Below are 25034 nucleotides of genomic sequence, written 5' to 3'. Positions count from 1 at the left end.
CTAAGATGCTGGTATAAAGCTCACAAAATTTCGAAACTCAATTCAGGAGAACATCATGGAACTGTCAGCATTGACTGCTGTTTCACCAGTAGACGGTCGTTACGGAAGTAAAACTATTGCACTTCGCAGCATCTTTAGTGAGTTTGGTCTACTAAAGTACCGCTCTATCGTTGAAATCCGCTGGTTACAAAAGCTAGCAGCTACAGATGCCATCGCAGAAGTCCCTGCATTCAGTGCAGAAGCCAATCAGTTCCTAGATGACCTAGCCGCAAATTTCTCTGAAGAAGATGCCGCTCGTATCAAAGAGATCGAACGCACAACAAACCATGACGTTAAAGCGGTTGAATACTTTCTGAAAGAGAAAGTTGCTGGTGTTCCTGAGCTACACGCAGTAAATGAGTTCATTCACTTCGCATGTACATCAGAAGATATCAACAACACCTCTCACGCTCTAATGCTGAAAGAAGCTCGCGACGAAGTTATTCTTCCTGAAATCAAAAACATCATCGACGCGATTAAAGCTCTTGCTGTTGAATACCGTGATATTCCACTACTGTCACGTACACACGGCCAGCCAGCTTCTCCATCAACCATGGGTAAAGAGATGGCAAACGTTGCGTACCGTATGGAACGTCAATACAAGCAGATCGCTAACGTTGAAATCCTAGCAAAAATCAACGGTGCTGTCGGCAACTACAACGCTCACCTATCCGCTTACCCTGAGCTAGATTGGCACACGTTCTCCGAAGAGTTCATCACCGAGTCGCTGGGTGTGACTTGGAACCCTTACACAACTCAGATCGAGCCACACGACTACATCGCTGAACTGTTTGATGCGGTTGCGCGTTTTAACACCATCCTAATCGACTTCGATCGTGACGTATGGGGCTACATCGCACTCGGTCACTTCAAACAAAAAACCGTTGCTGGTGAGATTGGTTCGTCAACGATGCCACACAAAGTTAACCCAATTGACTTTGAAAACTCTGAAGGCAACCTAGGTCTAGCGAATGCTGTATTCGGTCACCTAGCACAAAAACTGCCTATCTCTCGCTGGCAGCGTGACCTAACGGACTCAACAGTACTACGTAACCTAGGTGTTGGTGTTGGCTATGCAATCATCGCTTACACTTCTACTCTAAAAGGCATCAGCAAACTCGAAGTTAACCGTGAAGCACTACTAGCAGAACTGGACAAGAACTGGGAAGTTCTAGCTGAACCTGTACAAACTGTGATGCGTCGCTACGGTATCGAAAAACCATACGAGAAGCTTAAAGAGTTAACTCGTGGTAAACGTGTAGATGGTGAAGCAATGCGTCGCTTTATCGACGGTCTTGAACTTCCTGAGCACGAAAAAGCACGTCTTAAAGAGATGACGCCAGCAAACTACATCGGTCAAGCGATTGAGCTGACAGACAAGCTGTAAGTATCGAGTAGTGAGAGGGTTGGCGTTAAGGCGTCAACCCTTTTTATTTTGGTGAGCTGGATTATTATCTCGCTTTAGGAACGAGTCCTGTCGACACCTTCAAGACCAAAAGTTGGATCATTTTCCTACCAACACCCACTGCCAGTAGGGTGAAGCCCGAGCCAGTTATCCACAACTGTTTATTGCTTCTGGAAAAACAGGGTGATCGTGCCTACCTCAATGCCAAACTTTTTGATTTTGGTAAGGTTGAACACATGTTTGTCATCTTGTCTGTATAACCAATCATCGAAGGTCACCACCACCGTTGATTGTTCCATCTTCAATTCAAAATCATACTGCCATTGTAGAGCATTACCAACTTCTCGTCCTGTGGCAACACCAATAATGTCGTCGGCACGCCCTTGGTATTGACCACCACCAACCCGCTCGATTGACCAGATTCTCTGCGATGTCTCTCCGTCATCAAACACGAAATCTTCAACTAAGGTCAGCACATTGCCCGCTACGCTCCCTTTGATGTTAACTTCGAAACGCCGCGTCTGTTTACTGGAGTAGTCCTGCACCATTCCCCAAGCCGTCGACTCTCCCTGAAAATACTCGAACAGGTCAAATTTAGGTTGAGTAGATTGGTAATCATCCAATTCCGCCGCACAGCCTAGTAAAAACAGGATTACCAGAGTGGCGATAGCCGCACGTAGCTGAGTTATCATTGTGCTCTCCCAATCAGACGCTCTCTCAAGCTAGGATATTCAGTATCGGGCGAGAGCCAAATAGCCAAAAATGCATCATTAAGCTGTTCTTCTTCTATCACACCGATGAGCTTAACGCTCGCTTGCTGCTCAGAGAAATAAAACTGTCCCTGAACACCATCTGTTACATATGTCAAACTGTGTCCCTTCTTGATATTCGGGAAGATACTCGCTAAATGCTCTGCCCATTGCTGGGTTTGTGTTGCTTGGTAGCCGAGCTTTTGCCACTGTTCTAGCGTCGCATCGATCAATTGCTGCTGTGAAATCTCTCTTTGGTAGGTGATGGATAGTGCCAAAGGATGCGGGGTAATATCAGGGTCAAGTGTATATCGCCCACTCGGTGTAAGAAGCTGAGAGTGGTAAATATCAAAGAAAAGCATGGTAAGTTGCGCTTGTCCTACCTTTGACCAATTGCGCCAGTCTTGTTCCACCCTGTCAGAGACAACAGAAGCCAACGCACTAGCTGTCACTACTAGATAAGTGACGAGTATCAGGATGATTTTCATATCCGTACACCTTAAAAATCAATAAGACCATAATGGTCCACTCAATTAACAAGATGCCTGCTGTTAACACTATCGGCAATCCGAAAGTCACCGCGTTAAGCTTCTCACCGGCACTGTAACTGAGTGCTCCACCAATTCCACCTATGACTGATACGATAGATACTGGGTATTGGCTCACTACCGGATATAAAAAATAGCAGTACCAGACAAAAATAACCCATAGAGAGACTAACCATAACGGAAGGTACCCTTGCTCAAAATGCAAGAGTCCTAACGCCATATTAACCGAGTCTACGCTGATGCCCACTGCCACGATCACCGCGAGCTTTTTCCAAGCAAATTCGCTACGCATAGCGGTGATTAAGAGAGTAAAGGTGACTAACAACAACGTCAGCCAATGCCATGATGTTTGCCCAATAACAGCCACGAACCAGATAATCTGGAACCAAGTTGAGATGAGTATGAGACGCTTCATCAGCTCACTCTCTTTGTTAAGGACGTTGGAACGTCATGTGCACTGTACTGATCGATTTTGCTCGGAATCCGCCTTCACAATAGCAGAAGTAATAGTTCCACATGCGAATGAAACGTTCATCAAATCCGAGTTTATAAACCTGTTCTTGCGCAGCATTGAAACGCTCATACCAGTGACTAAGCGTGCGTGCGTAGTCCTGTCCTATGTCAAACAGATCTCTTAGTACCAAGTCACTATGCTTAGTGGTGGCTTGAGTTAAAGCGGTGATTGAAGGAAGAAAACCACCCGGAAAGATATACTTCTGGATAAAGTCAACGTTGTTGCTGTAGTAGTCATAACGTTGATCTGCAATGGTAATTGCTTGTATCGCCATCAGACCACCAGGTTTGAGTAACGATTGGCACTTCTGAATGTACGACGTCAAAAACTGTTTACCAACCGCTTCAATCATTTCGATCGAGACCAGCTTGTCAAATTCACCTTCAAGCAAACGATAGTCTTTCTTAAGTAACGTGATTCTATCGGTCAAGCCTTTCGCCTCTATGGCCTGTTTCGCATATTGGTATTGCTGCTCCGAAATCGTCGTTGTCGTAACATGGCAGCCATATGTTTCCGCCATATAGATCGCCATTGCCCCCCAACCCGTGCCGATTTCGATCACGCTATCGTTCGCTGTCAGCTTAAGTTGCTGACACAAACGTTCCATCTTGTTGATTTGCGCTTGCTCTAAAGAGTCACTGTCATCGTTAAACACAGCAGACGAGTAGAGCATTCTGGGGTCGAGAAATGTTTGGTAAAGGTCATTGCTCAGGTCATAGTGCGCTTCGATGTTTTTGGCTGAATTGGCCACCGTATTTCTGTTTAACCAATGGCTGACTTGATAAGTAAGCTTGGACAACAAACTAGAACGGCTCTCTATCGAGTCTAACGCTGACAAGTTGAGTGCCATCAACTCCATCAGTTGAGTAAGGTTAGGGCTATCCCACCAACCATCCATGTATGCCTCACCCGCAGCAATACTGCCCCCCTTGAGCAAACGGGCATAAAAGGCTGGATTCTTTACTTCTATGATAGCGCTGGGTTGACCTTCTTTAGGCTTGCCAAACTGCTCTCTTACGCGCAGTGCTGGTTCATCACTAAATGATTCAATCACAGTTAAAGAACCAACTTGTAGCTTGCAGAGACAAGAAAATGCGATATTTCGGGCTGTTTTTTGTACTGAACTTAACTGAACAGGCAAAGCCAGTGTCTGTGAGTTAATCATGTCATCGGTTCCTTGTTATTTTTTTAGTTCCGCGCCGCTGTTATCCGTTGAACTGTCAAGCCCTTGCTGATATTTAGGATGAGAGTAAAACGGTGCACCTTTAATCCAGAGCTTTAAAGCGTGCCAATAAATCCCTGTCATCACTTTTACTGCCATTATGGGTGTAACGATCAGGTGCTTGAGTAATACTTTTGAATTAAAAGGATGTTTGTTCATTTTAAGCGTAGCATCAAACTCCTTACTCTCTCGGTGACAAGCCAAGTGAACAGATAACTTGTCGCCCAGAGGTTTGATGTTCCAGTGGTATTGCTGTTCTAGCGGATTGAATGGCGAGACATGAAATGCTTTGCTGTGAGTCCAAGTATTCCGGTCATCAGCATCGAGCAGATAGTAGTGGCGCTCATTCCAAGGAGTATTACTGACTTCCGCAAGCAAGTATCTCCAATGACCTTGTTGGTCGTAAATGTAGTAAAAGTTCACCGGACTGAAGTAAATGCCAAAGTATCGAAGATGGATGACCGCTTTCACGGTTCCTTGAATCGGTTCTCCACCCAGCTGTTGAACCTTACTCAATACCGCTTGTTTTAAGTCCCCACTACCGAGATAGTCTTGGCGCTTAAACCTCGCCCAATGCCACCATCTCTGACCAAACCCCCACACTCTCTGTTGCAGAGCGTCGAGATCATCCAGATCAAGACAAGGCATAAATAGATGGTAGTTCAGCGCATGTTCAATGGGCGTAAAACGACGATGTCGGACGTTTCCAACCAGCAAATGGTTACGCTGTTCCAAGGACATCTTAAGCCGCTCCCTGAGATTGAAGGGTTTCACTGGCTAAACGTATTCCTCTCACGACATCCAATCCACTGCGAACGCCATCTTCATGGAACCCGTTGTACCAATACGCGCCACAAAACCATGTCCGAGACAAGCCATTAATTTCATTGCGTCTTGCCTGAGCGGCCATCGAGTCGCGGCTAAACACCGGATGGTGGTAGACAAAACTTTTCAGTATTTTGTCTTTGTCTATCTGATCGCTGCTGTTTAAAGAAACACAAAACGTTTTTGGCGCTTGGATGTGCTGTAGGATGTTCATATTGTAGGTCAACGTAGGTGGTCGAGATTGCTCTTGCTCACCGCCATCCAACCAATAGTTCCATGATGCCCATGCCGCTTTTCGTTTTGGCAGCAAAGATTCATCCGTGTGAAGCACGACTTCATTTGGCTGATAGGCTAAATCGGATAAGATTTCGCTCTCTACTGAGCTGATATCAGCCAACAAATGCTTAGCTTGATCGCTGTGACAAGCAAAAATCACTTGGTCAAAACGTTCGGTTTGACCATTAACTCTGACCGTAACCCCAGCTTGATCACGACTCACTGACTCGACCGGACTATTGAGTCGAATCTTGTCCGCAAACCCTTTAGTCAATGGCTTAATGTACTCTCTAGATCCACCTTTAATCACATACCATTGAGGTCTGTTTGTCACATCAAGCAGTCCATGATTTAAGAAAAAACGCGCAAAAAACTGGAGCGGAAACGCTCTCATATCTGCGAGAGTTGAAGACCAAATGGCCGCACCCATTGGAAGAATATAGTTGTCGCAGAAGTAATCGCTAAAACGGTGAGAGGTCAAGAAGTCGCCTAAGGTGTTCTCGCCCTTTGTTTGATCAACACACTCTTTGACTAGGCGGTTAAATCTCAATATTTCAAATATAAATGAGTAAAACTTAGGATTTAGCCAGTTTCTCTTCTGTGCAAATAAGGTGGTTAATGTGTGGCCATTATACTCAAGCCCATTACTGTCATTTCGGACGCTGAAGCTCATTTGGCTTGGTCTTCCTTCCACGCCAATCTCATTCATCAAGGCGATAAAATTCGGGTAGGTTCGATCGTTATAAACGATAAAGCCCGTATCAACGGAGTAGCGACTACCCTCAAGTTCGACGTCAACCGTCGCGGTATGCCCTCCAATATAATCATTCGCTTCAAACAAGGTTACATCGTGGTCACGACTAAGATAATAACCACACGTTAATCCAGAAATTCCACTGCCTATAATTGCGATTTTCATATCGTTACCTCTATCCCTGGGCGAGCAACTTTGCAGTCAGAGCATTTTGCCAACGGTATGGCAATGCACCAATCAATCGCAAAATTGATGTAAATTTAGTTGGAAAATAAATATGGCCTTTGCCCTTCGCTAAACCATGACGAATCTGTTGGGATGCTTGTTGCGCAGTCACCATCATTGGCATATCAAAGGTGTTCTTATCTGTGAGTGGTGTTTTCACAAAGCCTGGGTAGACTATCGAAACATCAATTCCCTGTGGTTTTAAGTCCAACTGTAAAGTTCTAGCGAGGTAGCTGACCGCCGCTTTTGACGCACCATAGGCTTCCGCTCTAGGTAACGCGACTTCACTGGCGATAGAGCCAATAATCGCCACCCTATGCCCCGCGCTGAAATTCGGCTGACACGCGTGGATAGCATTCGACAAACCAATCACATTGATATCGAAAACTCTCTTAATGAGTTCAGCGTCCAGTTGCCCATCTTCGATGTACTCACAATCACCCGCGTTGAATATCCATAACTGGGGCGTAATCGGCAAATGAGACAAAGCCGTTTTGGTCTGCTCAAGGTTTGTTTGATCAAAGGTTAGTGAAGAGATCGACGTTGACGACTCAACCATTTCATTGAGAACGGCAGTGTTACGTCCACAAGCAATAACATACCAGCCATTTTCGGCGTAATCTTTGGCTAACTGATAGCCAATACCCGATGTCGCACCCGTAATCAGAACGCAGTTCATTGGCCTAACCTCTGCTTGATGCTTTTTATAATTGAGCCAAGTAACGGTAGGTTCTCATACAGCATTTCACCCAAATCAAAATAGTCTCTGTGGTAGATGACTCGCCCTTCAGAAAACTTAATATGACTAACGCCATTGACATAAATCACCGTCCCTTTTGATAATTTTGGATGCTCTAATGCCATTCGCCAAGTGAGAAACCCACTATCATCCGTTTGCTGATGCTCCTGAATCTCAAAATCACAACGTGTCACGTTTTTGTAGAGTGTCTCAAAATAGCGCTCAAGCGCGTCCCAACCTTCCAAGCGGTGGGCAGCATCTTCAAACACCACTTCTTGATGATAAACATCCGACAGAAGGTGAAGATTTTCCTTGTTCAGTTGTTGATATACCTTGCTTACAGCTTGGACATCCATATGTCACTCCCTAAAAGCTATACATAAATCTTATTTGTATAACATGCAAATCATAGATGAAAAATTAAAGTTGTACAAAAATGATTTTGTATAACTTATGGCTTTTGTACGTAGGATTTTTCAAACGGATCAAAAAAGGCTTGGTTATAAACCAAGCCTTTTCAAATAATTATAGCGACAGATTAAGAATTGCGCAGTGCAGCAATACGTTTGTCTAGTGGAGGGTGGCTCATTAGTAGTTCTGTCATTGAACGCTTACCATTGATGCCAAACGCCATCATAGAACCTTCTAGCTGTGATTCATGACTTACTTTAAGACGTTCTAGCGCTGCGATCATCTTGTGCTTACCAACCAACTGTGCGGCACCTGAATCTGCGTGGAATTCACGATGACGGCTGTACCACATGGTAATAAAGCTCGCTAGGAAACCGAAGATGAGTTCTAGTACCATACTGACACCAAAGTACACCATCATATTACTACCACCTTCTTCTTCATTGTCGTTCGACGCAACAAGGTTAGCGATAAAACGAGATAAGAAGATAACGAAGGTATTTACAACACCTTGCATCAGGGTCATGGTAACCATATCACCATTGGCAATGTGGCTAACTTCATGCGCAAGCACCGCTTCTGCTTCATCACGAGTCATGTTGTGCAATAGGCCTGTCGAAACCGCGACCAAAGAGTCATCTCGTTTCGCACCTGTTGCAAAAGCATTGATATCCGCTGAATCATAGATAGCTACCGTTGGCATGCCAATACCCACTTGCTCAGATTGACGACGCACCGTTTCTAGCAGCCAATGTTCTGTTTCGTTACGCGGACTCTCAATAACCATGCCTCCCACTGAACGCAATGCCATACTCTTTGACATTAGCAATGAGATAAACGAACCACCAAAACCAAATACCGCGGCCATCACCAGTAACCCAGAAAGGCTGCCTGGTTGCATCCCTGTCACTGCATACACAATGTTGAGGACAACACTTAATACCAGTACAACAGCTAAGTTGGTTACAAGGAATAACATTACTCGCTTCATTACTTTTCTCCAAAAACGGAAGCTTTTTCTCTGTGCTGATGCATTCAAATCACGACCAGCTTGTTCTTTACCTAATAGATATAGTCTATCCCTTTTAATATCAAGGTTAAGCAGCAAATTGAAACATTTGATTTCTGGACGCAGCAAATTTCTCAATTTCATTACAATCAATGGATTAGCGCCATAATGTATCGTCAGCTTTCTCAACACCACGAGGCGTTAGACTTTGGTCGTATTGAGAGTCCAATCAAACATGCTAGATTTACTACTGATCCACTCCATGGGACATAGGGATAAGGGACAAAATCATGGTTGAAACTAACGACTATCAAATGGCTATTGATCTGTTGTGCTGCCACTTAGGGATCTCGGAAGATGAGGCAAAGCAGCAGTTAGGTATCTCTGTAGACAATCAAACACAAAAACGTATTGCAGAGACTCAAAGTGCGCTGATGGGGCTTAATCAAGAGCGATAATGCTGTTGACCAAATGCAAAAAGGGCTGCCAATGGCAGCCCTTTTAATATCTCTAACAGTCGCCCTTTAGCAAAGGCGTCACATCAATATACTTTGCAAGCCCTTTGCGCTTCACGCTTGGAACGTAAGGTATTTCACCAATTTTCGGAGCATCAATTTTTTGCTCTAGCATCTCAATGATATCAGCATAGTGCTCTGTGCCTGGGTTGATCCGGTTTGCGACCCAGCCGATGACTTGTAAACCGTCCGCTTTGATTGCATCGAGAGTCAACATTGCATGGCTAAGACAGCCAAGTTTAATACCGACCACAAGGACAACAGGTAGTTTTTCCTGCTGCACCCACGTTGACAAACAATCAGAGTCCGATACAGGTACTCGCCAACCGCCAGCGCCCTCAACTAACACGATATCCGCATTTTTCTTGTGCTGTGACAGCTTATCACTCAGTACGGCGTAATCGATGACGACTCCTTCTCGCTTAGCTGCAATATGTGGTGACGCTGGCAACGCTAGTGCGTATGGGTTGACGTCATCATACGCCACTTCCAACGTAGCGGCTTTTTGCAGATAGAGCGCGTCCGAGTTTCGCAATCCAAACTCCGTTTTCTCGCAACCCGCAGCGACAGGCTTATAGCCTATGGTTTTTAAATCCTTTTCCGCTAGCGCGTTTAAAATCGCTTTAGACGCAACTGTTTTTCCAACATCGGTATCCGTACCCGCAATAAAAAATGCATCAATCATAGATGAATAACCCCTAAACAGACCTGATATGTTGCAGGCAGAAGACCCTGATGATTTTGGTTTGTTTGATACTCTTGTTCGACACGTTGTAACGCTTTGCGACCAGTCAAGCCATTTGCCCTGCCACCCACATGCGTTGCACCAATGCCCTTAAGATCACGCATTAAAGAAAATGCCGTCTTGTACCAAACCGTAATGGTCGGTAAGTCTAGTTGATGCGTATGGCATTCAGATTGCGCTAACGCAATTTTTACCTGATTGACTGAGATAAATTGATTCACGTGTTGATATGAATCAATTTTGCTCCACGCTTGTTTTAGCTCGTTTAGAGAACCGTCGAGTAAAGTCGAAAAATAAATTGAACCCAGCGGTTTTATCACTCGACGCAGCTCACGAAGTGGCACGGATAAGTCATCACACCACTGTAGCGCTAAGCTGGAAAATGCAAAATCAATGCTATGATTTTCAAATGGCAACGCTTCGGCATCTCCTTGCAAGTACGTAGCCATCTCACCACAGCGCTGTTTAGCGGCGTCGAGCATCTGTTGCGACAGGTCAAAACAGATCACCGTCGCACCACGTTTTATCAGCTCTAATGAGAAATAGCCTGTCCCACATCCCAAATCCAATACCGTTTTACCCGTAAGATCTTGAGGCATTTTGGCCAACACACGTAAGCCCACATCACGCTGAAACTCTGCATGTTGATCGTACGTTTTGGCTGCTCTGCCGAATGCATCAGCAATCGCTGCTTTGTCGTTGACACAGTCAGGAGTAATCAATACCGCTTGTTCCATTAATCCACTTCCTTCAAAGCTGTTTTTAGCTGATTTGCCAATGCTCGTATGTGTGCTTTTTCATGGCTAGCCGTGAGAGTCACGCGCAGTCGTGCACTACCAACAGCAACTGTAGGGGGACGGATCGCCGTCGCCCAGATACCGTTAGCTTTGAGCTGTGATGCGATATTGATTGCCTTTTCACTACTACCAAGAATAAATGGCTTAATCGGCGTTTGAGTTGCACAGTAACCTTGTTCATTCCCTAACAGAGAATGGTAATACTCAGAGAGTTCGCACAATTTTTCTCTTCGCCATGACTGTTCCTGAATCATAGTGATCGCTTGAGTTAAGGCCACAGCCTGTGCAGGGGGCATCGCGGTCGAATAGACATGATGTCGGGCAAACTGAGTTAAATAGTCCCCCACCTCACGGCTACACATAATTGCAGCTCCAGATAGACCCAATGCTTTACCAAAGGTCACGACCAACAAATCAGGCTGAACCCCCGCATGATGGCAACTGCCACGACCATCTTTACCAAGCACACCAATACCATGAGCATCATCAACCGCAAGCCAGGCTTTTTTACGTGTCACTGAATAGATATCTGCCAATGGTGATAAATCACCATCCATGCTAAAAACCCCTTCTGTGACGACCAAAGTATTGCCATCAATGGAAGAGCAAAGGTGGTCAACATCGTTGTGTCTGAAACGCTTCATCTTCGCAGTCGACAACATACCAGCTTCGATCAGTGAGGCGTGATTGAGCTTATCTTGTAATAGCAGGTCATCTTTCTCTAATAGTGCAAATAGCATGGCTTGATTGGCAGAAAATCCCGAGCTAAACAATATCGCCCTTTCAAACCCCAGCCATTGGCATAAGCTCTGTTCTAGATCGCGATGAGCAGAGCTATGACCCGTCACCAATGGCGATGCCCCACTACCGTTGCCATAACGCTCTAGGCCTAGCTGCCACGCTTTGGTTAACTCTTTATCCGCGGCTAACCCAAGATAATCGTTGCTGGAAAAATTAAGGTAACTGTTACCTTCGTGAACTAAGTGGGTACGATTACCTTGTTCTATATTGAGTAAAGTACGGCTTAAGCCCTGAGTTTTACGTTGCTCAAGGGCTTTAGCAATTCGAGTATTAAACGCCTGCATCGTAGAATAAGTCGTCTTTCGTTGGGCGTGCAGCCACTCGTTCTACAACTCGATCAAGAAGATCATTCTCTTCGATTTCATCGGGCTTCTGAGACACTTGCTGGCTATTAATGCCAAGCTTATCGAACAGAAGCATATCTTTGTCTTCAGAAGGGTTTGGTGTTGTCAGCAGTTTACAACCATAGAAAACGGAGTTGGCCCCCGCCATAAAGCACAGCGCTTGCATCTGCTCATTCATGTTCTCACGACCAGCAGACAGGCGTACCGCAGACTTAGGCATCATGATTCGAGCAATCGCTATCAGACGGATAAAATCGAATGGTTCAACATCTTCTACCTTCTCTAGTGGGGTACCTTTCACTTTGACCAACATATTGATTGGCACACTCTCTGGGTGAGTAGGTAGGTTTGCCAGTTCAACAAGCAGGCCAGCACGATCATTGGCATTCTCACCCATACCAATAATACCGCCAGAACATATCTTCATGCCTGCATCGCGAACGTGAGAAAGTGTATCCAGACGGTCCTGATAAGTACGAGTAGTAATAATGTTGCCGTAGAATTCAGGCGAAGTGTCTAAGTTGTGGTTGTAGTAGTCTAACCCTGCATCGGCTAAAGCTTTCGCTTGATCCGAAGTAAGCATACCCAGCGTCATGCAGGTTTCTAACCCCATCCCTTTGACGCCCTTAATCATATCGGTCAGATGCGGCATATCGCGTTCTTTTGGGTTTTTCCATGCCGCTCCCATACAGAAGCGGGTCGAACCTGCATTCTTAGCCTTCTGCGCTGCATCTAAAACACGCTCGACTTCCATCAGACGCTCTTTCTCTACGTCCGTTGTATATCTTGCGCTCTGGGGGCAGTATTTACAGTCTTCAGGACAAGCGCCTGTTTTTATCGAAAGCAAGGTGCTGACTTGGACATGGTTGTGCTGCTGATATTGACGATGCACCAGTTGCGCTTCAAATAGAAGATCCATGAATGGCTTATCCATAAGTTCTCTAACTTGAGCAACTGTCCAGTTGTGACGTACTTCCACGGGGCTTCCTTTAATTATTGTCAGTTTGAATACTTGGCTAGTCTACTGACACAAGGTAGACTGTCAACACCCAGCAATTTCAAAAGTTTACACTTGATTAATTTTTAATCATTAAAATTTCAGGAACTGAACATGGATCTCGCTTTCGACCGCCGTCATATCTGGCATCCCTATACTTCAACGCTGACACCTCTGACCTGCTACCCAGTTGTTTCCGCCAAAGGAGTCATGCTGCAATTAGAGTCTGGTGAGCAGCTAATTGATGGCATGTCATCATGGTGGTCTGCGATTCATGGATACAATCACCCTTACCTAAATGCCGCAGCGCATGGCCAGATCGATAAAATGTCACACGTTATGTTTGGCGGGATCACTCATGATCCAGCGATTAACCTGTGTAAAAAGCTACTCTCATTTGCACCAAATAATCTTCAGCATGTCTTTTTGGCCGATTCGGGTTCTGTCGCGGTGGAAGTCAGCTTGAAAATGGCGTTGCAATACTGGCATGCAAAAGGTCAAGTGAGACCGAAGTTCCTAACACTCAGAGATGGCTATCATGGTGATACGTTTGCTGCAATGTCGGTAACTGACCCTAACAACTCAATGCACTCTTTGTATAAAGGATTTCTGCCTGAACACATCTTCGCCTCTTCTCCAAAAACCGGCTTCTGGGAGGAGTGGGATGAAGCTGATTTAGCCGACTTTAAGCACAAGCTCGCTCAAAACCATTCTCAGATAGCGGCCGTGATCCTAGAACCTATCGTTCAAGGCGCTGGCGGAATGCGAATCTATCATCCTCAATTTCTTAAAGGTGTTAGAGCATTATGTGATGAGTTTGGCGTGCTATTGATTCTTGATGAGATAGCGACTGGCTTTGGTCGTACCGGAAAAATGTTTGCCTGTGAGCACGCTGAGATATCCCCTGACATTCTATGTGTAGGTAAAGCATTAACCAGTGGCTACATGACGCTATCAGCAACGCTAGCCTCAAGTGATGTTGCGGATACGGTATGTGGCGGTGATGCAGGTTGCTTTATGCATGGCCCTACTTTTATGGCCAACCCGTTGGCCTGCGCAGTCGCGACAGCCAGCATGGAATTGCTAGAGCAAAATGAATGGCAGCAGCAGACAAAGCAAATCGAACAGCTTTTTTCTGAGTTACTGCCTAAGTTAAAGCAGCACAAGTTGGTAGAAGACGTTCGCTGGCTTGGTGCCATTGGCGTGGTTGAAGCCACGACGCCGGTCAATATGGAAGCGATTCAAGCACTGTTTGTCGAGAAAGGGGTTTGGATCCGCCCATTTGGCAAACTGATTTATATGATGCCGCCGTTCATTAGTGAACCTGAGCATATAGAAGCATTAGTAGATGCGGTTGAATGTGCGTTGAATTGTGAAGAATGCTTTAGTGGTTAACACTTAAGTTTCGAGCTGCGAGTAGCTCGCGACTCGAAACTTCAAGCTTTGTTTTACTCTTGGTCAATCATCCAACGGCGGAATTCTTTACGCTCTTGTTGAGAAGATTTTAGGTACCAAGCTTTTAGTTGTTCAACATTGCTTGAGGCAACAGGTTTAGCTGGAGACGTTTTTTCAACTTGACTTGCTGTTGATGTAACAGCTGTGCTTGTAGTCGCTACTGCAATAACTTGAGCTTCTACAGGTTTGTCAATTAGCTTGCCACCTTCAAAGAAAATTCCTTTTGACTGGTTGTACTCTGCAACTAGCTTATCCATGGCTACGTATGGAAACAAACTTCCGTTTGAAGGCAACAAGTCTTGAGTATAGTTCAGAGACTGGCCATCTTGAGACAGTTTCCACTCTGGCTGTTCTGACTTGAAAGCATTTACCGCTTCTTGGGTGCTTCTCGCTGTTGGGTGATCAATAACGATATCATTACCTGTCACGTTGAAATTAATAACGTATGGATAAGAAGTAAACACTTTTGCAGAATTACCACGACCTAGTTCTTTATCCATTTGAACAACCAATTGAACACTCCCTTGAGGTATATCCAATTTACCAATTTTGGACTCAGACTGTTCACCATTTATGTAAAGAACCGATAAACCTTTTGCTGGGGTTAAGACTGCAGCACTTGCTGTAAAAGAAAACAGCGCACAAAACGTTAGCATCCATTTCATCATAAAAATCTCTTTAATTCTGCGACAATTGGGGTTGATTTTAACAGCAGCTTAAACAAGTTAAAAGTAATAAGCCATTGTTATAAAAAATAAAAAGCCACCCCAAAGGGTGGCTTCGTGTTATTAATCAAAGACTTTCAATTAGAAAGAAGCTTTGATACCAACACCGTAACCTAGGTCAGTGTTGTCTTTGTCGTTGTCACCGATCTCTACGTAAACAGTAGTGTTAGGTGCAATACCGTAACCCGCGTTTAGGAACCACTGATCGAAGTCTTTTGTAGCTGCATCGCTGTAATCAGTTGTGCTGAAGCCACCAGCGAATGTAACTTTGTTCCATGTGTAGTCTGCAGCAACTGCTAGAGTATCTACATCAGAAGAAGCACCAGATTCTTTAGTGTCTACTTTGTAGTAACCTAGTTCTAGGTTTAGGTTTTCGATACCAGCGTAGCGAATCTCACCAGCGATTAGAGTTTCTTCTTTGTTTAGAGCAACAGAATCGCTGTCTACACCTTTAAGCTCTGCATCACCGTAGAAAACTGTGAAGTCGAAGTCAGCTACACGGTAACCAACTTTAGCGTCGAAGTAGTGACCATCTTCGCCAATAGCATCTTCATCGTGTTTGTCTTGGATTAGGCCTAGACCTGCGTAGAAAGAGCCGTTGTCGTAATCGTAACGTACTGCTTCATCACCACCGAAGCTAGCATCGTTGAAGAAAGAGTTAACACCGAAAAGGTAATCAGAACCGATACCAGCGTCGTCAAGTTGAGTATCTAGTTTACCAACTTTTAGAGTACCGTAAGCGTTGTGGTAGAAACCGAAGTAAACGTTACCTACAGAAGAGTTACCTTTCGCACGGTCATCGTTGTCACCAGAAAACTCAAGGAAAGCACCAACTTGGAAGTCGTCGTTTACAGCGTAACGAGTGTCGAAACCGAAATCAGCATCGTCGATCTCTTGCTTAGTGATTTGGTCTACGCCGATATCTTTTAGGTAACGTACTTCTACATCACCAGATAGGTTAACAGTTACACCGTCTTGGTTGTAAAGTTCGATTGCTTGAGCAGACGAAGCTGCTGCTAGAACTGAAAGAGCTACTAGAGTCTTTTTCATAATAATCCACTGCCTTTTCTATAGAATGGGAAATCCTTGTCCGGTTCCCTTTATGTTTTTGATGATGATTCCTTCCTCTAATGGGTCGGATATCAACGTCACTAAATTTCGAGGTCTAGATTGCAAAAGATTATTCGGCGTGTCAAATATTCTAAAAACAGAAAATAAAAAAACATTCATTCATTTGAAATCAATTAGTTACATAAAATTATGAGCAATTTTCGAGCGACTTCATAACTTTTAGCCTCGCAGTATCGAAAACTTAACAAACCATCAATACAGCATATAAACCCTAAAACTACATCCTGAAACATAAAAATCAGAATATTATTCCAGCCAAATCCCAAGTTTGGCGTGATATATTTTTTACATTTAGAATTAATTGTAAGTATCTGAAGGTTCAGTTTTTTTTTGTGAAGAAGATCCACATTTCGTTATTAAGGATTCTATTTCGTGAACTAAGTAGCGTTTAGCAAACTGTGCTATGATGCGTTACCCGCAATACAGGTCACAATATGAATACCAGTAAAATCCAACAATCCATTCGAACGAGTTATCAAAACCTCCAATCTCAGCTTGAAAACTTTGTGCCTCGTCGAGCTCAAAATTACCTCGTTGCGGAGATAGCGAAAACATTATGCGGTGAGTATCACAAATCTACCCGTATGCTCGTTGCAGAAGCTGGGACTGGAATTGGTAAGTCCCTCTCCTATTTAATGGCGACCATCCCTGTCGCGATTCATAACAATAGAAAAGTGGTCATATCTACTGCGACAGTGGCTTTACAAGAACAGCTGGTCAATAAGGATTTACCTTTATATCGCCGCCTGACTGATCGTGAGTTCTCTTTTATTTTAGCGAAAGGACGTCAGCGCTATTGTTGTGCCGAGAAACTTGCAACCGCCAGTGGCGTTGATGGTGGTCAGTTAGCCATGTTCGAGACAAAACCTAAGAAGAAAGATATCGAACAACTCGAAACAATGTACCGTTCGCTAGCGCAAAATAAGTGGGACGGCGATAGAGACTCCTGGCCTAAGCCAATCGCCGATGATATTTGGCAATTAATCGTTAGCGATAAACATAGCTGCAACAATAGTATGCCAGCGCATCGCAACTGTCCGTTTCAAAAAGCGCGCTCTGAAATGGATAAAGCAGATGTCATCATCGCCAACCATAGCTTAGTCATGGCTGATGCGGGCCTTGGTGGTGGTGTCATTCTGCCTGAACCAGAAAATACAATTTATGTTTTTGATGAAGCGCATCACCTACCACACGTAGCCAGGGACCACTCTTCTGCCGCAGCAAGCCTGAAGGGCGCGGCTAGCTGGCTAGAACGCCTTAACCAAGCGGTGACGAAATTTGCCAATATGGCAGACGAAAAACGTGTCGCTCGATTTCGAAACGAACTACAAGACTCAGTTCAGCAACTGATCCCATCGTTAACTCAGCTAGCAACTCGCTTTGATCCCACCCATTTCGAAGAAAACATTTATCGTTTTGAGAATGGCGAGTTGCCTCAGTGGCTCACAGAGGAATCTATAGAACTCAAAAAACTCAGCCACAAAGGTTCGCTAGCAGTCGCAAAAATTGCAGACCTGATTGCCGAACGAGTTAAAGAAGGTGAACTTTCAAATCGATTGGCAGAGCCAGCTCTTGCTGAACTGGGATTTTATATCCAACGTATGGATAATCTCGCTCAGGTATGGAACCTAATGGCCGAACCACAAAGGGAAAAAGGTGCGCCGTTAGCTCGCTGGTTGGAAGTCAGCCCCGAGCGTGAAGGCGACTTTATCGTCAACGTTTCACCTTTGGAAGTAGGCTGGCAACTTGACCAGCAACTTTGGAGTCGTTGCATTGGCGCGGTACTCACTTCTGCCACTATGCGTGCTTTAAACTCGTTTAGCTTTTTCTGTCGCCAAGCAGGCATCAGTGAGAAGGGCGAAGATGGTGTGCGATTTTTGGCTTTAGCATCGCCTTTTGACTATCAGAATCAAGCGGAGCTCTATGTCCCTAAAATGGCGTATGAACCGCAAGCACCCCAATTCACTGAACACTTGATTGAAAAGCTGCCTGATTTAATTGCAGACAAAAAAGCCAATTTAGTCCTGTTTTCTTCATACTGGCAGATGAATCAAGTCGCGCAAGCCCTCTCAACCGATTTCGTAAAAAGAGGCTGGGCACTGCAAGTTCAGGGTAAGGAGTCGCGCTCAGAAATACTCAAAAAACATAAAACCTTAGTTCAATGCCAAAAGACCAGCGTTTTATTTGGCACTGGCAGTTTCTCGGAAGGATTAGATTTACCTGGTGAATTGCTAGAAAACTTGATCATCACCAAAATCCCTTTCGCTGTACCGACTTCACCAGTAGAGCAGGCGCATGCGGAATACATAGAAAGTCGAGGGGGAAATCCTTTCATGCAGATCACGGTTCCTGAAGCGAGTAAAAAATTAATTCAGTCTGTCGGACGCTTGCTGCGTAAAGAGAGGGATTCTGGTAAAGTCATCATTCTCGATCGTCGCGTGATCACCAAACGCTATGGCAGCGCCCTACTCGATTCACTGCCACCATTCAAGCGGATCATCGAATAAGTATCCGTATTTATATAAGAAGAACTATTTTATGGAATTGTTTGAGCCAACCGTACTGTTGGTGTTGGCACTGGTTGCTTTCCTTGCTGGGTTTATTGATGCTGTTGCTGGTGGGGGTGGTATGCTGACCGTCCCTGCACTACTGTCATTAGGTTTACCACCCCATATTGCATTGGGAACGAATAAATTAGCCGCCACCTTTGCATCATCAACCGCGGCTTTTACCTACTACCGTAAGAAGCTATTTAAACCAAGTTGCTGGAAACGTGCTTTCTTCTCGACTTTGATCGGAGCAATTATCGGCACCTTGGTGGTAGACCTCATTAGTACACAGTGGCTGGAAAAAATTCTGCCATTGGTGATCCTCGCCGCGGCTATTTATACCATTTGGCATAAAACCCCTAGCACGGTAAAGAACGATACGCCTCAGCCTTGTCCAGTACTTAACAAAAAACAGTACGCGCAAGGTTTGACTTTAGGTTTCTACGACGGTGTTGCAGGCCCTGGTACTGGCGCGTTTTGGACAGTAAGTTCGATGGCCCTGTATCGTCTCAATATTCTTCTTGCTTCGGGGCTGGCCAAGGCAATGAATTTCACAAGTAACTTTACTTCATTAGTTACTTTCGCAATTCTGGGGCATATCGATTGGGTACTCGGATTGACTATGGGTCTCTGTCTCATGGCAGGGGCTTTCGTCGGCGCACATTCAGCAATACGATTCGGAGCCAAGTTTATCCGACCAGTTTTTGTTACAGTCGTAAGTATCTTAGCCGTCAAACTGGCCTACGAAGCTTGGTTTGTTAATCTATAGTTGAGAACGCCATGAGCAAATTCAATCAGCTTCAATCAACCTTGGAACAGCTTGCTGTCGATGCTGCTGCACTCGACCGCAAAAGGGGCGAGCACCACCAGCCACTATTTGACGAGCGACTGTTTCAAAGTCGTTCCAAATTGCTCGTTCCATGTGTTAAAGAGACTCAAGGGACTCTTGAAAGCATCATTAGAGAACAGACCGCCGGCAAACTAACGGCACTGCGAGCGGAATATCTAACGGAGCGTTTGCTCTCACAAGTAAGCGCGCTACAACGAGAACTCGCAACCACAAAGATTCGTAAACAAGAGCCTAAGCATAAAAGCCACTTTCAAAAACCGATCAACGAGTTATATCAAAATCTTGCTCAGCATCAGGAGTGGGAGCGTCGCTTACTTGAAATGGTTCGCGACAAGGAGCTGGCTCTACAGTATGCTCCTCCGTTTCAACAGCAAGCGGCACAGCAAGCTTTGATTACTACCGAGCAGAGACTTAAACGCTGCCAAGAAGCCAAACTGAAAGTTGAAAAGCAAATAACCTATCGTGAAAGGAACCAATAATGTCGTCGACCAATGAAGGACTTGAAAACGCTCCGGATGAAATCAAACTGGCGGTTGATCTTATTTACCTCTTAGAAAGCAACGAAGTAGAGCCAGATATCGCTTTAAAAGCACTGCAAATTGTTCAATCGGATATTGAGAAGAGATTACGACAAACTCACGCAAATTAAGGACGATTAGACCAATACCGATTGGATAAGCTGATCTTGTCACAACAATGAACAAAGGGCTTCGATGATTCGAAGCCCTTTTCGCATTTATCTGATCATGGCTCAGCGCTACACTTTAAACTGATTGACCAACTGCTGTTGTTTATCAGACAAGTCGCCAATTTGCCTACTTACCATCTCCGACTCTTCGGCTTGAGTTAAGATTTGAGCACTTAAATCACGAATATTACTCACGCTTTGATTGACCTCTGCGGAGACAGATTGCTGCTCTTCAGCCGCTTTGACAATTTGCGAGTTCATATCGTTGATTGACGCGATTGCTTCAAAAATTTGGTTCAGTTCTGCTGCAGCATTCTGAACTTGCTGCGCGGAGTCATTCGCTAAGTCATTTCCGTCTTGGATTGCCTTAACCACATCCCGTGTACCATTTTGCACGTTCTCTATCACTTTACGGATTTCACCCACTGACTCTTGAGTACGGCTGGCTAGGTTTCTGACCTCATCAGCCACAACCGCAAAACCGCGCCCTTGTTCCCCCGCTCGAGCCGCTTCAATCGCGGCATTAAGAGCAAGCAAGTTAGTCTGTTCAGAAATACCCTCGATAACCGATAGAATGTCCGTTATATTCGCATTGTTTGCTGCTAACTCTTCCACAACAGGTACAGCAGCTGTCATACGATCAACTAATCTAACCATTTCCGTTTGAGACAGCTCAATAACACGTTGCCCAGTCGCAGCGGCTTCATTAGCCTGCTCTGCTGCCCTCACTGCGATTTCAGCGTTTTGAACCACTAGGCTAGCAGTTTGAGTCATCTCTTCAGAAGCAGTCGCCACGAGATCGACTTCTTTAAACTGTGAATCACTGCTGGTGCGAGTTTGCTGTGCAGCAACACGAGACTGATGTGTGGTGGTACCGATCTGAAGCGTCGTGTCCACCACATCACTGATGATAGACTGTAATTTATCAAGGAATTGGTTAAAGCCAATCGCTAATCGGCCAATCTCATCTTGAGATTTAACTTCCAATCGTTGCGTCAAGTCACCTTCACCAGACGCAATATCATTCAAGCGCACCACCACTTCTCGAATAGGCTTCACTAGACGTGACGCCGCGACCGCGATAGTAGCAAGACCGAGTAGCATCAAAGCTGCACCAGCGATCACTTCAGTTTTTACACTTGAAGCCACTTGTTCGCTAATAATGGTATCCAGTGCTTCCGCATCAGCCAAGACACTCTCACGCGGCATGTCAAACAACACACCCCATGTCTGGTTAGCCACCATGATAGGCGCAAAAACATTCAGCCAGTTACCATCACTACTCCACTGAGTTTTCACCTCTTGACCAAACAACAAATCGGTCAATTGATCGCTTGAGACAATATCACTGTTATAAGGCTGACCAATGGTTTGAGTCACATCATCGCTTGCAATTAAAGAACCGTCGAGGCTGACTAAATTAATCGAACCCGTGCCAGAGAAAAGCAGTTGGTCAGATTCCGCAACGATATTTGTGAGGCTATCAAGACGCAAATCGATACCGAAAAACCCAATGGGGGTATCGTCGAGCATGAGGGGGACAGATATTGAACTGGTTAAGAAAGTAGTTCCATCTTGGTTAATTAACCTCGGCGTGGTCACACACGCGGTGCTGGACGCCATAGGGCAATAAAAGCGTTCACTGTTGATCGCGTCAGCCAATACCGCTTCTGACAGTACATTAGCCACAACGTTTTCGCCATTTTGCGATGTTAGCCAGTAAGGAGCAAAGCGACCAATTTCATTGGAGCCGACATACTCAGCATTCTCGTAATTGCTGTCTTCGTTATCGAGCATATTTGGTCGAAATACTAAGTAAGCACCCTGAATGGTCTCAAAACTCAATACAGAGCGGCGCACCATCTCATCTAAAGCGGTTCGCAGCTCTTCACTGTCACCGAAATTCTCTTCACTTAACGTCTTTTGGAACATAGCACTGGATGCCAGCATTTCTGCACGGTAGAGCGCTTCGTTCAAAAACTGAGTAACTTCTGTGGCATTGAGCAAGGCGCGTGTCTCAACAATCTGTTCAGACTTATTAATCACAGATTGAGAACTTTGCTGCTTAATTTGCTGCTGATTTGATACAGCGTTATAGACAGAAAAGCCGATCAATGAGAGAGATGTGATAAGAAGGCAGAAACCCGCTAAGAGCGTGATTTTCCACTGCACTGATAACGTTCGCATAATACATCCTTTTAGCAAACTCGGTGTTTTGAAGAGGGTTAATTAGCCCAGAGGCACAGACGAATTACACCACATTTGAATCGGTTATCAAACGAAAGTTTAAAAATATGTTAAATAAACACCAAGTAACTTTATCGGCTTTCCACCGTTCGTCTATTTGATGCTAGTATTGGCCAGACAAGAATTCAAATAGCCAAAAAGGGAACTCAATGAAAGTCATTTCCTTCAACATCAACGGACTTCGCGCCCGCCTGCATCAACTCCAAGCAGTTATCGACAAACATCAGCCGGACGTCATTGGTCTCCAAGAGATTAAAGTTCACGATGAAGCATTTCCATTAGAAGATGTTGAAGCCATGGGTTACAAAGTCTACTTCCATGGTCAAAAGGCACACTATGGCGTTGCAATGCTATGTAAAAAAGAACCTTTATCCGTTCAGAAAGGCTTTCCGACAGACAGTGACGATCATCAAAAACGCATGATCATGGTCACGATTGAAGACGATAATGGGCAGCCAGTTACCATTCTCAATGGTTATTTCCCTCAGGGTGACAATATTAACCATGAGAGCAAATTTCCATACAAGCGCCAGTTTTACGCTGATCTCATGACTTATCTCAATGACCACCATAACAATGAAGAACAGTTGGTTGTGATGGGCGATATCAACATCAGCCCAATTGATGCCGATATTGGTATTGGCGAACCTAACCGTAAACGTTGGCTACAAACGGGTAAGTGCTCATTCCAACCCGAAGAGCGCCAATGGCTTAAGACATTACTTGATTGGGGCTTTGTTGACACCTTCCGTCAGATCCACCCCGACGTAAACGACCGCTTCTCGTGGTTTGATTACCGTTCAAAAGGTTTCCCAGATAACCGCGGCCTACGTATTGATGTGGTACTAGCGACGCCTAAGCTGGCAGAGAAGTGTATCGAGTCAGACATTGACTATCAACTACGCGGGATTGATAAACCGTCTGATCACGCGCCGATTTGGTCGACGTTTGAATAGAGAAAAGTGAAGCGCTCTAAACTCTCGCAAACAAAAAGGGTTGGTGCGTAGCACCAACCCTTAAGTCGTATCTCGGAGCGAAGCGTTCTAGCCTCTCGCAGGACGAAGCCCGTTCTCGAAGCTATACGTTCTCTATCAAATCTCGATAAAGTCTGCTTCTACCGCTGGATTCACATCCGCGTCGTAATCAACACCTTCAACACCGAAACCAAACAGTTTCAAGAACTCTTCTTTGTACTCAACGTAGTCAGTAAGTTCTTTTAGGTTCTCTGATGTGATTTGTGGCCATAGGTCACGGCAGTGCTGCTGAATGTCATCACGTAGTTCCCAGTCATCCAGACGCAGACGGTTCTTGTCATCCACTTCAGGTGCTGAACCATCTTCTTTGTAGAGACGCTGGCTGAACATGCGGAAGATCTGTTCCATACAACCTTCATGCACGCCCTCTTCACGCATTTTCTTAAATACCATCGCGATGTAAAGAGGCATTACCGGAATTGCAGAACTTGCTTGAGTAACGACAGATTTAAGAACGGCTACGTTTGCTGTGCCGCCTTGAGCTGCAAGTTTCTCATTAAGAGCGGCAGCAGCGCGGTCTAGGTCCATTTTTGCTTTACCTAGTGCGCCATCCCAGTAGATCGGCCAAGTCAGCTCAGTACCGATGTAGCTGTACGCAACCGTCTTACAACCGTCAGCTAGAACACCCGCTTCAGAAAGAGCATTGATCCACAATTCCCAATCTTCACCGCCCATAACCGTAACAGTGTCGTTGATCTCTTGCTCAGTTGCTGGCTCTACGCTCGCCTCAATGATCACGTCTTTGTTTGTATCTACCGCAGTAGATGTGTACGTATCACCGATAGGTTTTAGAGATGAACGGATCACTTCACCCGTTTCTGGCATCTTACGCACTGGAGAAGCCAGTGAGTAAACCACCATATCAATCTGACCTAAGTCTTCTTTAATCAGATCGATCGTTTTCTGCTTAGCTTCATTTGAGAAAGCATCACCATTTAAGCTTTTTGCATAAAGACCTTCTTCACGCGCAAACTTTTCAAAAGCAACTGAGTTATAAAAACCCGCTGTGCCAGGCTTCTTCTCCGAACCTTCTTTCTCGAAGAAAACACCAATAGTAGAAGCACCGCCACCAAATGCCGCAGCGATACGAGAAGATAGGCCGTAGCCACTTGAAGCACCAACAACAAGTACACGTTTAGGTGCATCTTTGATTGGGCCTTGTGCTTTAGTGTAAGCAATTTGTTCTTTTACGTTAGCTTCACAGCCCATTGGGTGCGTAGTAGTACAGATAAATCCGCGAATTCTAGGTTTGATGATCATATTCAACTTCCTTAACAAAACCCCGCTAGGATAAAAGTTTCACCCGCAGTTCGCATCTAATTTCTGTAAAAATGTCGGTAAAATGCAAGTGGTTGGAGCACTTTCAGTCAGGATTATTAAATTGTGCACAAAATAAAGGCACCTACTGGAGGTGCCTTTAAAAATGAGCAAGTTTTTATC

Annotated in this window: 25 protein-coding genes; 8 read left to right on the top strand and 17 right to left on the bottom strand. The window is 44.9% G+C overall.

Annotation, left to right across the window (positions count from 1 at the left end; all coding sequences use genetic code 11):
- The first annotated feature begins 55 nt into the window (after positions 1–55).
- The gene (gene purB / locus ACQEXT_RS02680) at positions 56–1426 is read left to right on the top strand and encodes an adenylosuccinate lyase (RefSeq protein ID WP_426950519.1); all 1371 of its coding nucleotides are present in this window, start codon (positions 56–58) and stop codon (positions 1424–1426) included.
- Between the two features lie 179 nt (positions 1427–1605).
- On the opposite strand, the gene ACQEXT_RS02675 is transcribed toward purB, so the two are convergent.
- The 9 genes from ACQEXT_RS02675 to htpX all read right to left on the bottom strand — a co-directional run bounded on the left by ACQEXT_RS02675 (position 1606) and on the right by htpX (position 8698).
- On the bottom strand, positions 1606–2136 hold the full coding sequence (locus ACQEXT_RS02675) for a DUF3833 domain-containing protein (protein WP_426950518.1): 531 nt from the start codon (positions 2134–2136) through the stop codon (positions 1606–1608).
- Entirely contained in the window at positions 2133–2681 is a 549-nt protein-coding gene (locus tag ACQEXT_RS02670; protein ID WP_426950516.1) for a chalcone isomerase family protein, read from the bottom strand. Before ACQEXT_RS02670 ends, ACQEXT_RS02675 begins: the two co-directional genes overlap by 4 nt.
- A complete protein-coding gene (locus ACQEXT_RS02665; RefSeq protein WP_426950515.1) occupies positions 2635–3156 on the bottom strand; it encodes a DUF2878 domain-containing protein in 522 nt (173 codons plus the stop codon). The genes ACQEXT_RS02670 and ACQEXT_RS02665 overlap by 47 nt, the downstream gene beginning before the upstream one ends.
- Positions 3157–3172: 16 nt before the next feature.
- Positions 3173–4420: a class I SAM-dependent methyltransferase gene (locus tag ACQEXT_RS02660; protein WP_426950514.1), complete on the bottom strand. Its 1248-nt coding sequence runs from the start codon at positions 4418–4420 to the stop codon at positions 3173–3175.
- A 15-nt stretch (positions 4421–4435) separates the two neighbouring features.
- A complete protein-coding gene (locus ACQEXT_RS02655; protein WP_331415916.1) occupies positions 4436–5218 on the bottom strand; it encodes a DUF1365 domain-containing protein in 783 nt (260 codons plus the stop codon).
- Between the two features lies 1 nt (position 5219).
- Complete coding sequence (locus tag ACQEXT_RS02650) at positions 5220–6497, bottom strand: NAD(P)/FAD-dependent oxidoreductase (RefSeq protein ID WP_426950513.1); 1278 nt, start codon at positions 6495–6497, stop codon at positions 5220–5222.
- Between the two features lie 10 nt (positions 6498–6507).
- On the bottom strand, positions 6508–7236 hold the full coding sequence (locus ACQEXT_RS02645) for an SDR family oxidoreductase (RefSeq protein WP_426950512.1): 729 nt from the start codon (positions 7234–7236) through the stop codon (positions 6508–6510).
- Positions 7233–7652 (bottom strand): nuclear transport factor 2 family protein, encoded by a 420-nt coding sequence (locus tag ACQEXT_RS02640; protein WP_331415919.1) that lies wholly within the window; start codon positions 7650–7652, stop codon positions 7233–7235. Before ACQEXT_RS02640 ends, ACQEXT_RS02645 begins: the two co-directional genes overlap by 4 nt.
- Before the next feature lie 182 nt (positions 7653–7834).
- Positions 7835–8698, bottom strand: a complete 864-nt coding sequence (gene htpX, locus ACQEXT_RS02635) for a protease HtpX (RefSeq protein ID WP_138970292.1) — start codon at positions 8696–8698, stop codon at positions 7835–7837.
- 308 nt (positions 8699–9006) lie between these two features.
- Here htpX and ACQEXT_RS02630 point away from each other — a divergent pair, with 308 nt between their 5' ends.
- Positions 9007–9174 carry a hypothetical protein gene (locus ACQEXT_RS02630; RefSeq protein ID WP_269377266.1) on the top strand — a complete coding sequence of 56 codons (168 nt, stop codon included), beginning with the start codon at positions 9007–9009 and terminating at the stop codon, positions 9172–9174.
- A gap of 52 nt (positions 9175–9226) precedes the next feature.
- Here the strand turns inward: ACQEXT_RS02630 and bioD are convergent, their stop codons facing one another.
- From bioD to bioB, 4 genes are read right to left on the bottom strand one after another with little or no spacing between them, the layout of a single operon-like run.
- On the bottom strand, positions 9227–9916 hold the full coding sequence (gene bioD, locus ACQEXT_RS02625; RefSeq protein WP_331415920.1) for a dethiobiotin synthase: 690 nt from the start codon (positions 9914–9916) through the stop codon (positions 9227–9229).
- Positions 9913–10713: a malonyl-ACP O-methyltransferase BioC gene (gene bioC / locus ACQEXT_RS02620; RefSeq protein WP_426950510.1), complete on the bottom strand. Its 801-nt coding sequence runs from the start codon at positions 10711–10713 to the stop codon at positions 9913–9915. The genes bioD and bioC overlap by 4 nt, the downstream gene beginning before the upstream one ends.
- The gene (gene bioF, locus ACQEXT_RS02615; protein ID WP_426950508.1) at positions 10713–11858 is read right to left on the bottom strand and encodes an 8-amino-7-oxononanoate synthase; all 1146 of its coding nucleotides are present in this window, start codon (positions 11856–11858) and stop codon (positions 10713–10715) included. The genes bioC and bioF overlap by 1 nt, the downstream gene beginning before the upstream one ends.
- The gene (bioB, locus tag ACQEXT_RS02610; RefSeq protein ID WP_138970287.1) at positions 11845–12897 is read right to left on the bottom strand and encodes a biotin synthase BioB; all 1053 of its coding nucleotides are present in this window, start codon (positions 12895–12897) and stop codon (positions 11845–11847) included. The genes bioF and bioB overlap by 14 nt, the downstream gene beginning before the upstream one ends.
- Before the next feature lie 132 nt (positions 12898–13029).
- Between bioB and bioA the strand changes: the two genes are divergently transcribed.
- Complete coding sequence (gene bioA / locus ACQEXT_RS02605; protein WP_426950506.1) at positions 13030–14310, top strand: adenosylmethionine--8-amino-7-oxononanoate transaminase; 1281 nt, start codon at positions 13030–13032, stop codon at positions 14308–14310.
- Positions 14311–14363: 53 nt separating this feature from the next.
- Here bioA and ACQEXT_RS02600 read toward each other — a convergent pair whose 3' ends face one another.
- Both ACQEXT_RS02600 and ACQEXT_RS02595 read right to left on the bottom strand, forming a co-directional pair.
- Positions 14364–15038: a DUF2057 family protein gene (locus tag ACQEXT_RS02600; RefSeq protein ID WP_331415924.1), complete on the bottom strand. Its 675-nt coding sequence runs from the start codon at positions 15036–15038 to the stop codon at positions 14364–14366.
- 138 nt (positions 15039–15176) lie between these two features.
- Positions 15177–16145, bottom strand: a complete 969-nt coding sequence (locus tag ACQEXT_RS02595; protein ID WP_331415925.1) for a porin — start codon at positions 16143–16145, stop codon at positions 15177–15179.
- A gap of 515 nt (positions 16146–16660) precedes the next feature.
- On the opposite strand from ACQEXT_RS02595, the gene dinG reads away from it, so the two are divergent.
- From dinG to rsmS, 4 genes are read left to right on the top strand one after another with little or no spacing between them, the layout of a single operon-like run.
- A complete protein-coding gene (dinG, locus tag ACQEXT_RS02590; RefSeq protein WP_331426952.1) occupies positions 16661–18733 on the top strand; it encodes an ATP-dependent DNA helicase DinG in 2073 nt (690 codons plus the stop codon).
- Between the two features lie 31 nt (positions 18734–18764).
- Complete coding sequence (locus ACQEXT_RS02585) at positions 18765–19544, top strand: sulfite exporter TauE/SafE family protein (RefSeq protein ID WP_138970282.1); 780 nt, start codon at positions 18765–18767, stop codon at positions 19542–19544.
- Between the two features lie 11 nt (positions 19545–19555).
- On the top strand, positions 19556–20104 hold the full coding sequence (locus ACQEXT_RS02580) for a primosomal replication protein (RefSeq protein ID WP_138970281.1): 549 nt from the start codon (positions 19556–19558) through the stop codon (positions 20102–20104).
- On the top strand, positions 20104–20274 hold the full coding sequence (gene rsmS / locus ACQEXT_RS02575; protein ID WP_426950505.1) for a pleiotropic regulatory protein RsmS: 171 nt from the start codon (positions 20104–20106) through the stop codon (positions 20272–20274). Before ACQEXT_RS02580 ends, rsmS begins: the two co-directional genes overlap by 1 nt.
- A gap of 108 nt (positions 20275–20382) precedes the next feature.
- Here rsmS and ACQEXT_RS02570 read toward each other — a convergent pair whose 3' ends face one another.
- Positions 20383–22500: a methyl-accepting chemotaxis protein gene (locus tag ACQEXT_RS02570; protein ID WP_426950504.1), complete on the bottom strand. Its 2118-nt coding sequence runs from the start codon at positions 22498–22500 to the stop codon at positions 20383–20385.
- Positions 22501–22709: 209 nt separating this feature from the next.
- Here ACQEXT_RS02570 and xthA point away from each other — a divergent pair, with 209 nt between their 5' ends.
- Positions 22710–23516: an exodeoxyribonuclease III gene (gene xthA / locus ACQEXT_RS02565; protein ID WP_426950503.1), complete on the top strand. Its 807-nt coding sequence runs from the start codon at positions 22710–22712 to the stop codon at positions 23514–23516.
- Between the two features lie 135 nt (positions 23517–23651).
- On the opposite strand, the gene fabV is transcribed toward xthA, so the two are convergent.
- Entirely contained in the window at positions 23652–24854 is a 1203-nt protein-coding gene (gene fabV / locus ACQEXT_RS02560) for an enoyl-ACP reductase FabV (RefSeq protein ID WP_138970278.1), read from the bottom strand.
- Between the last annotated feature and the right edge of the window lie 180 nt (positions 24855–25034).

This window comes from Vibrio sp. TRT 29B02, from assembly GCF_050113655.1.
In the GTDB taxonomy this organism is placed as follows: Bacteria; Pseudomonadota; Gammaproteobacteria; order Enterobacterales; family Vibrionaceae; genus Vibrio.
This window is presented reverse-complemented; position numbering and strand designations above follow the sequence as displayed.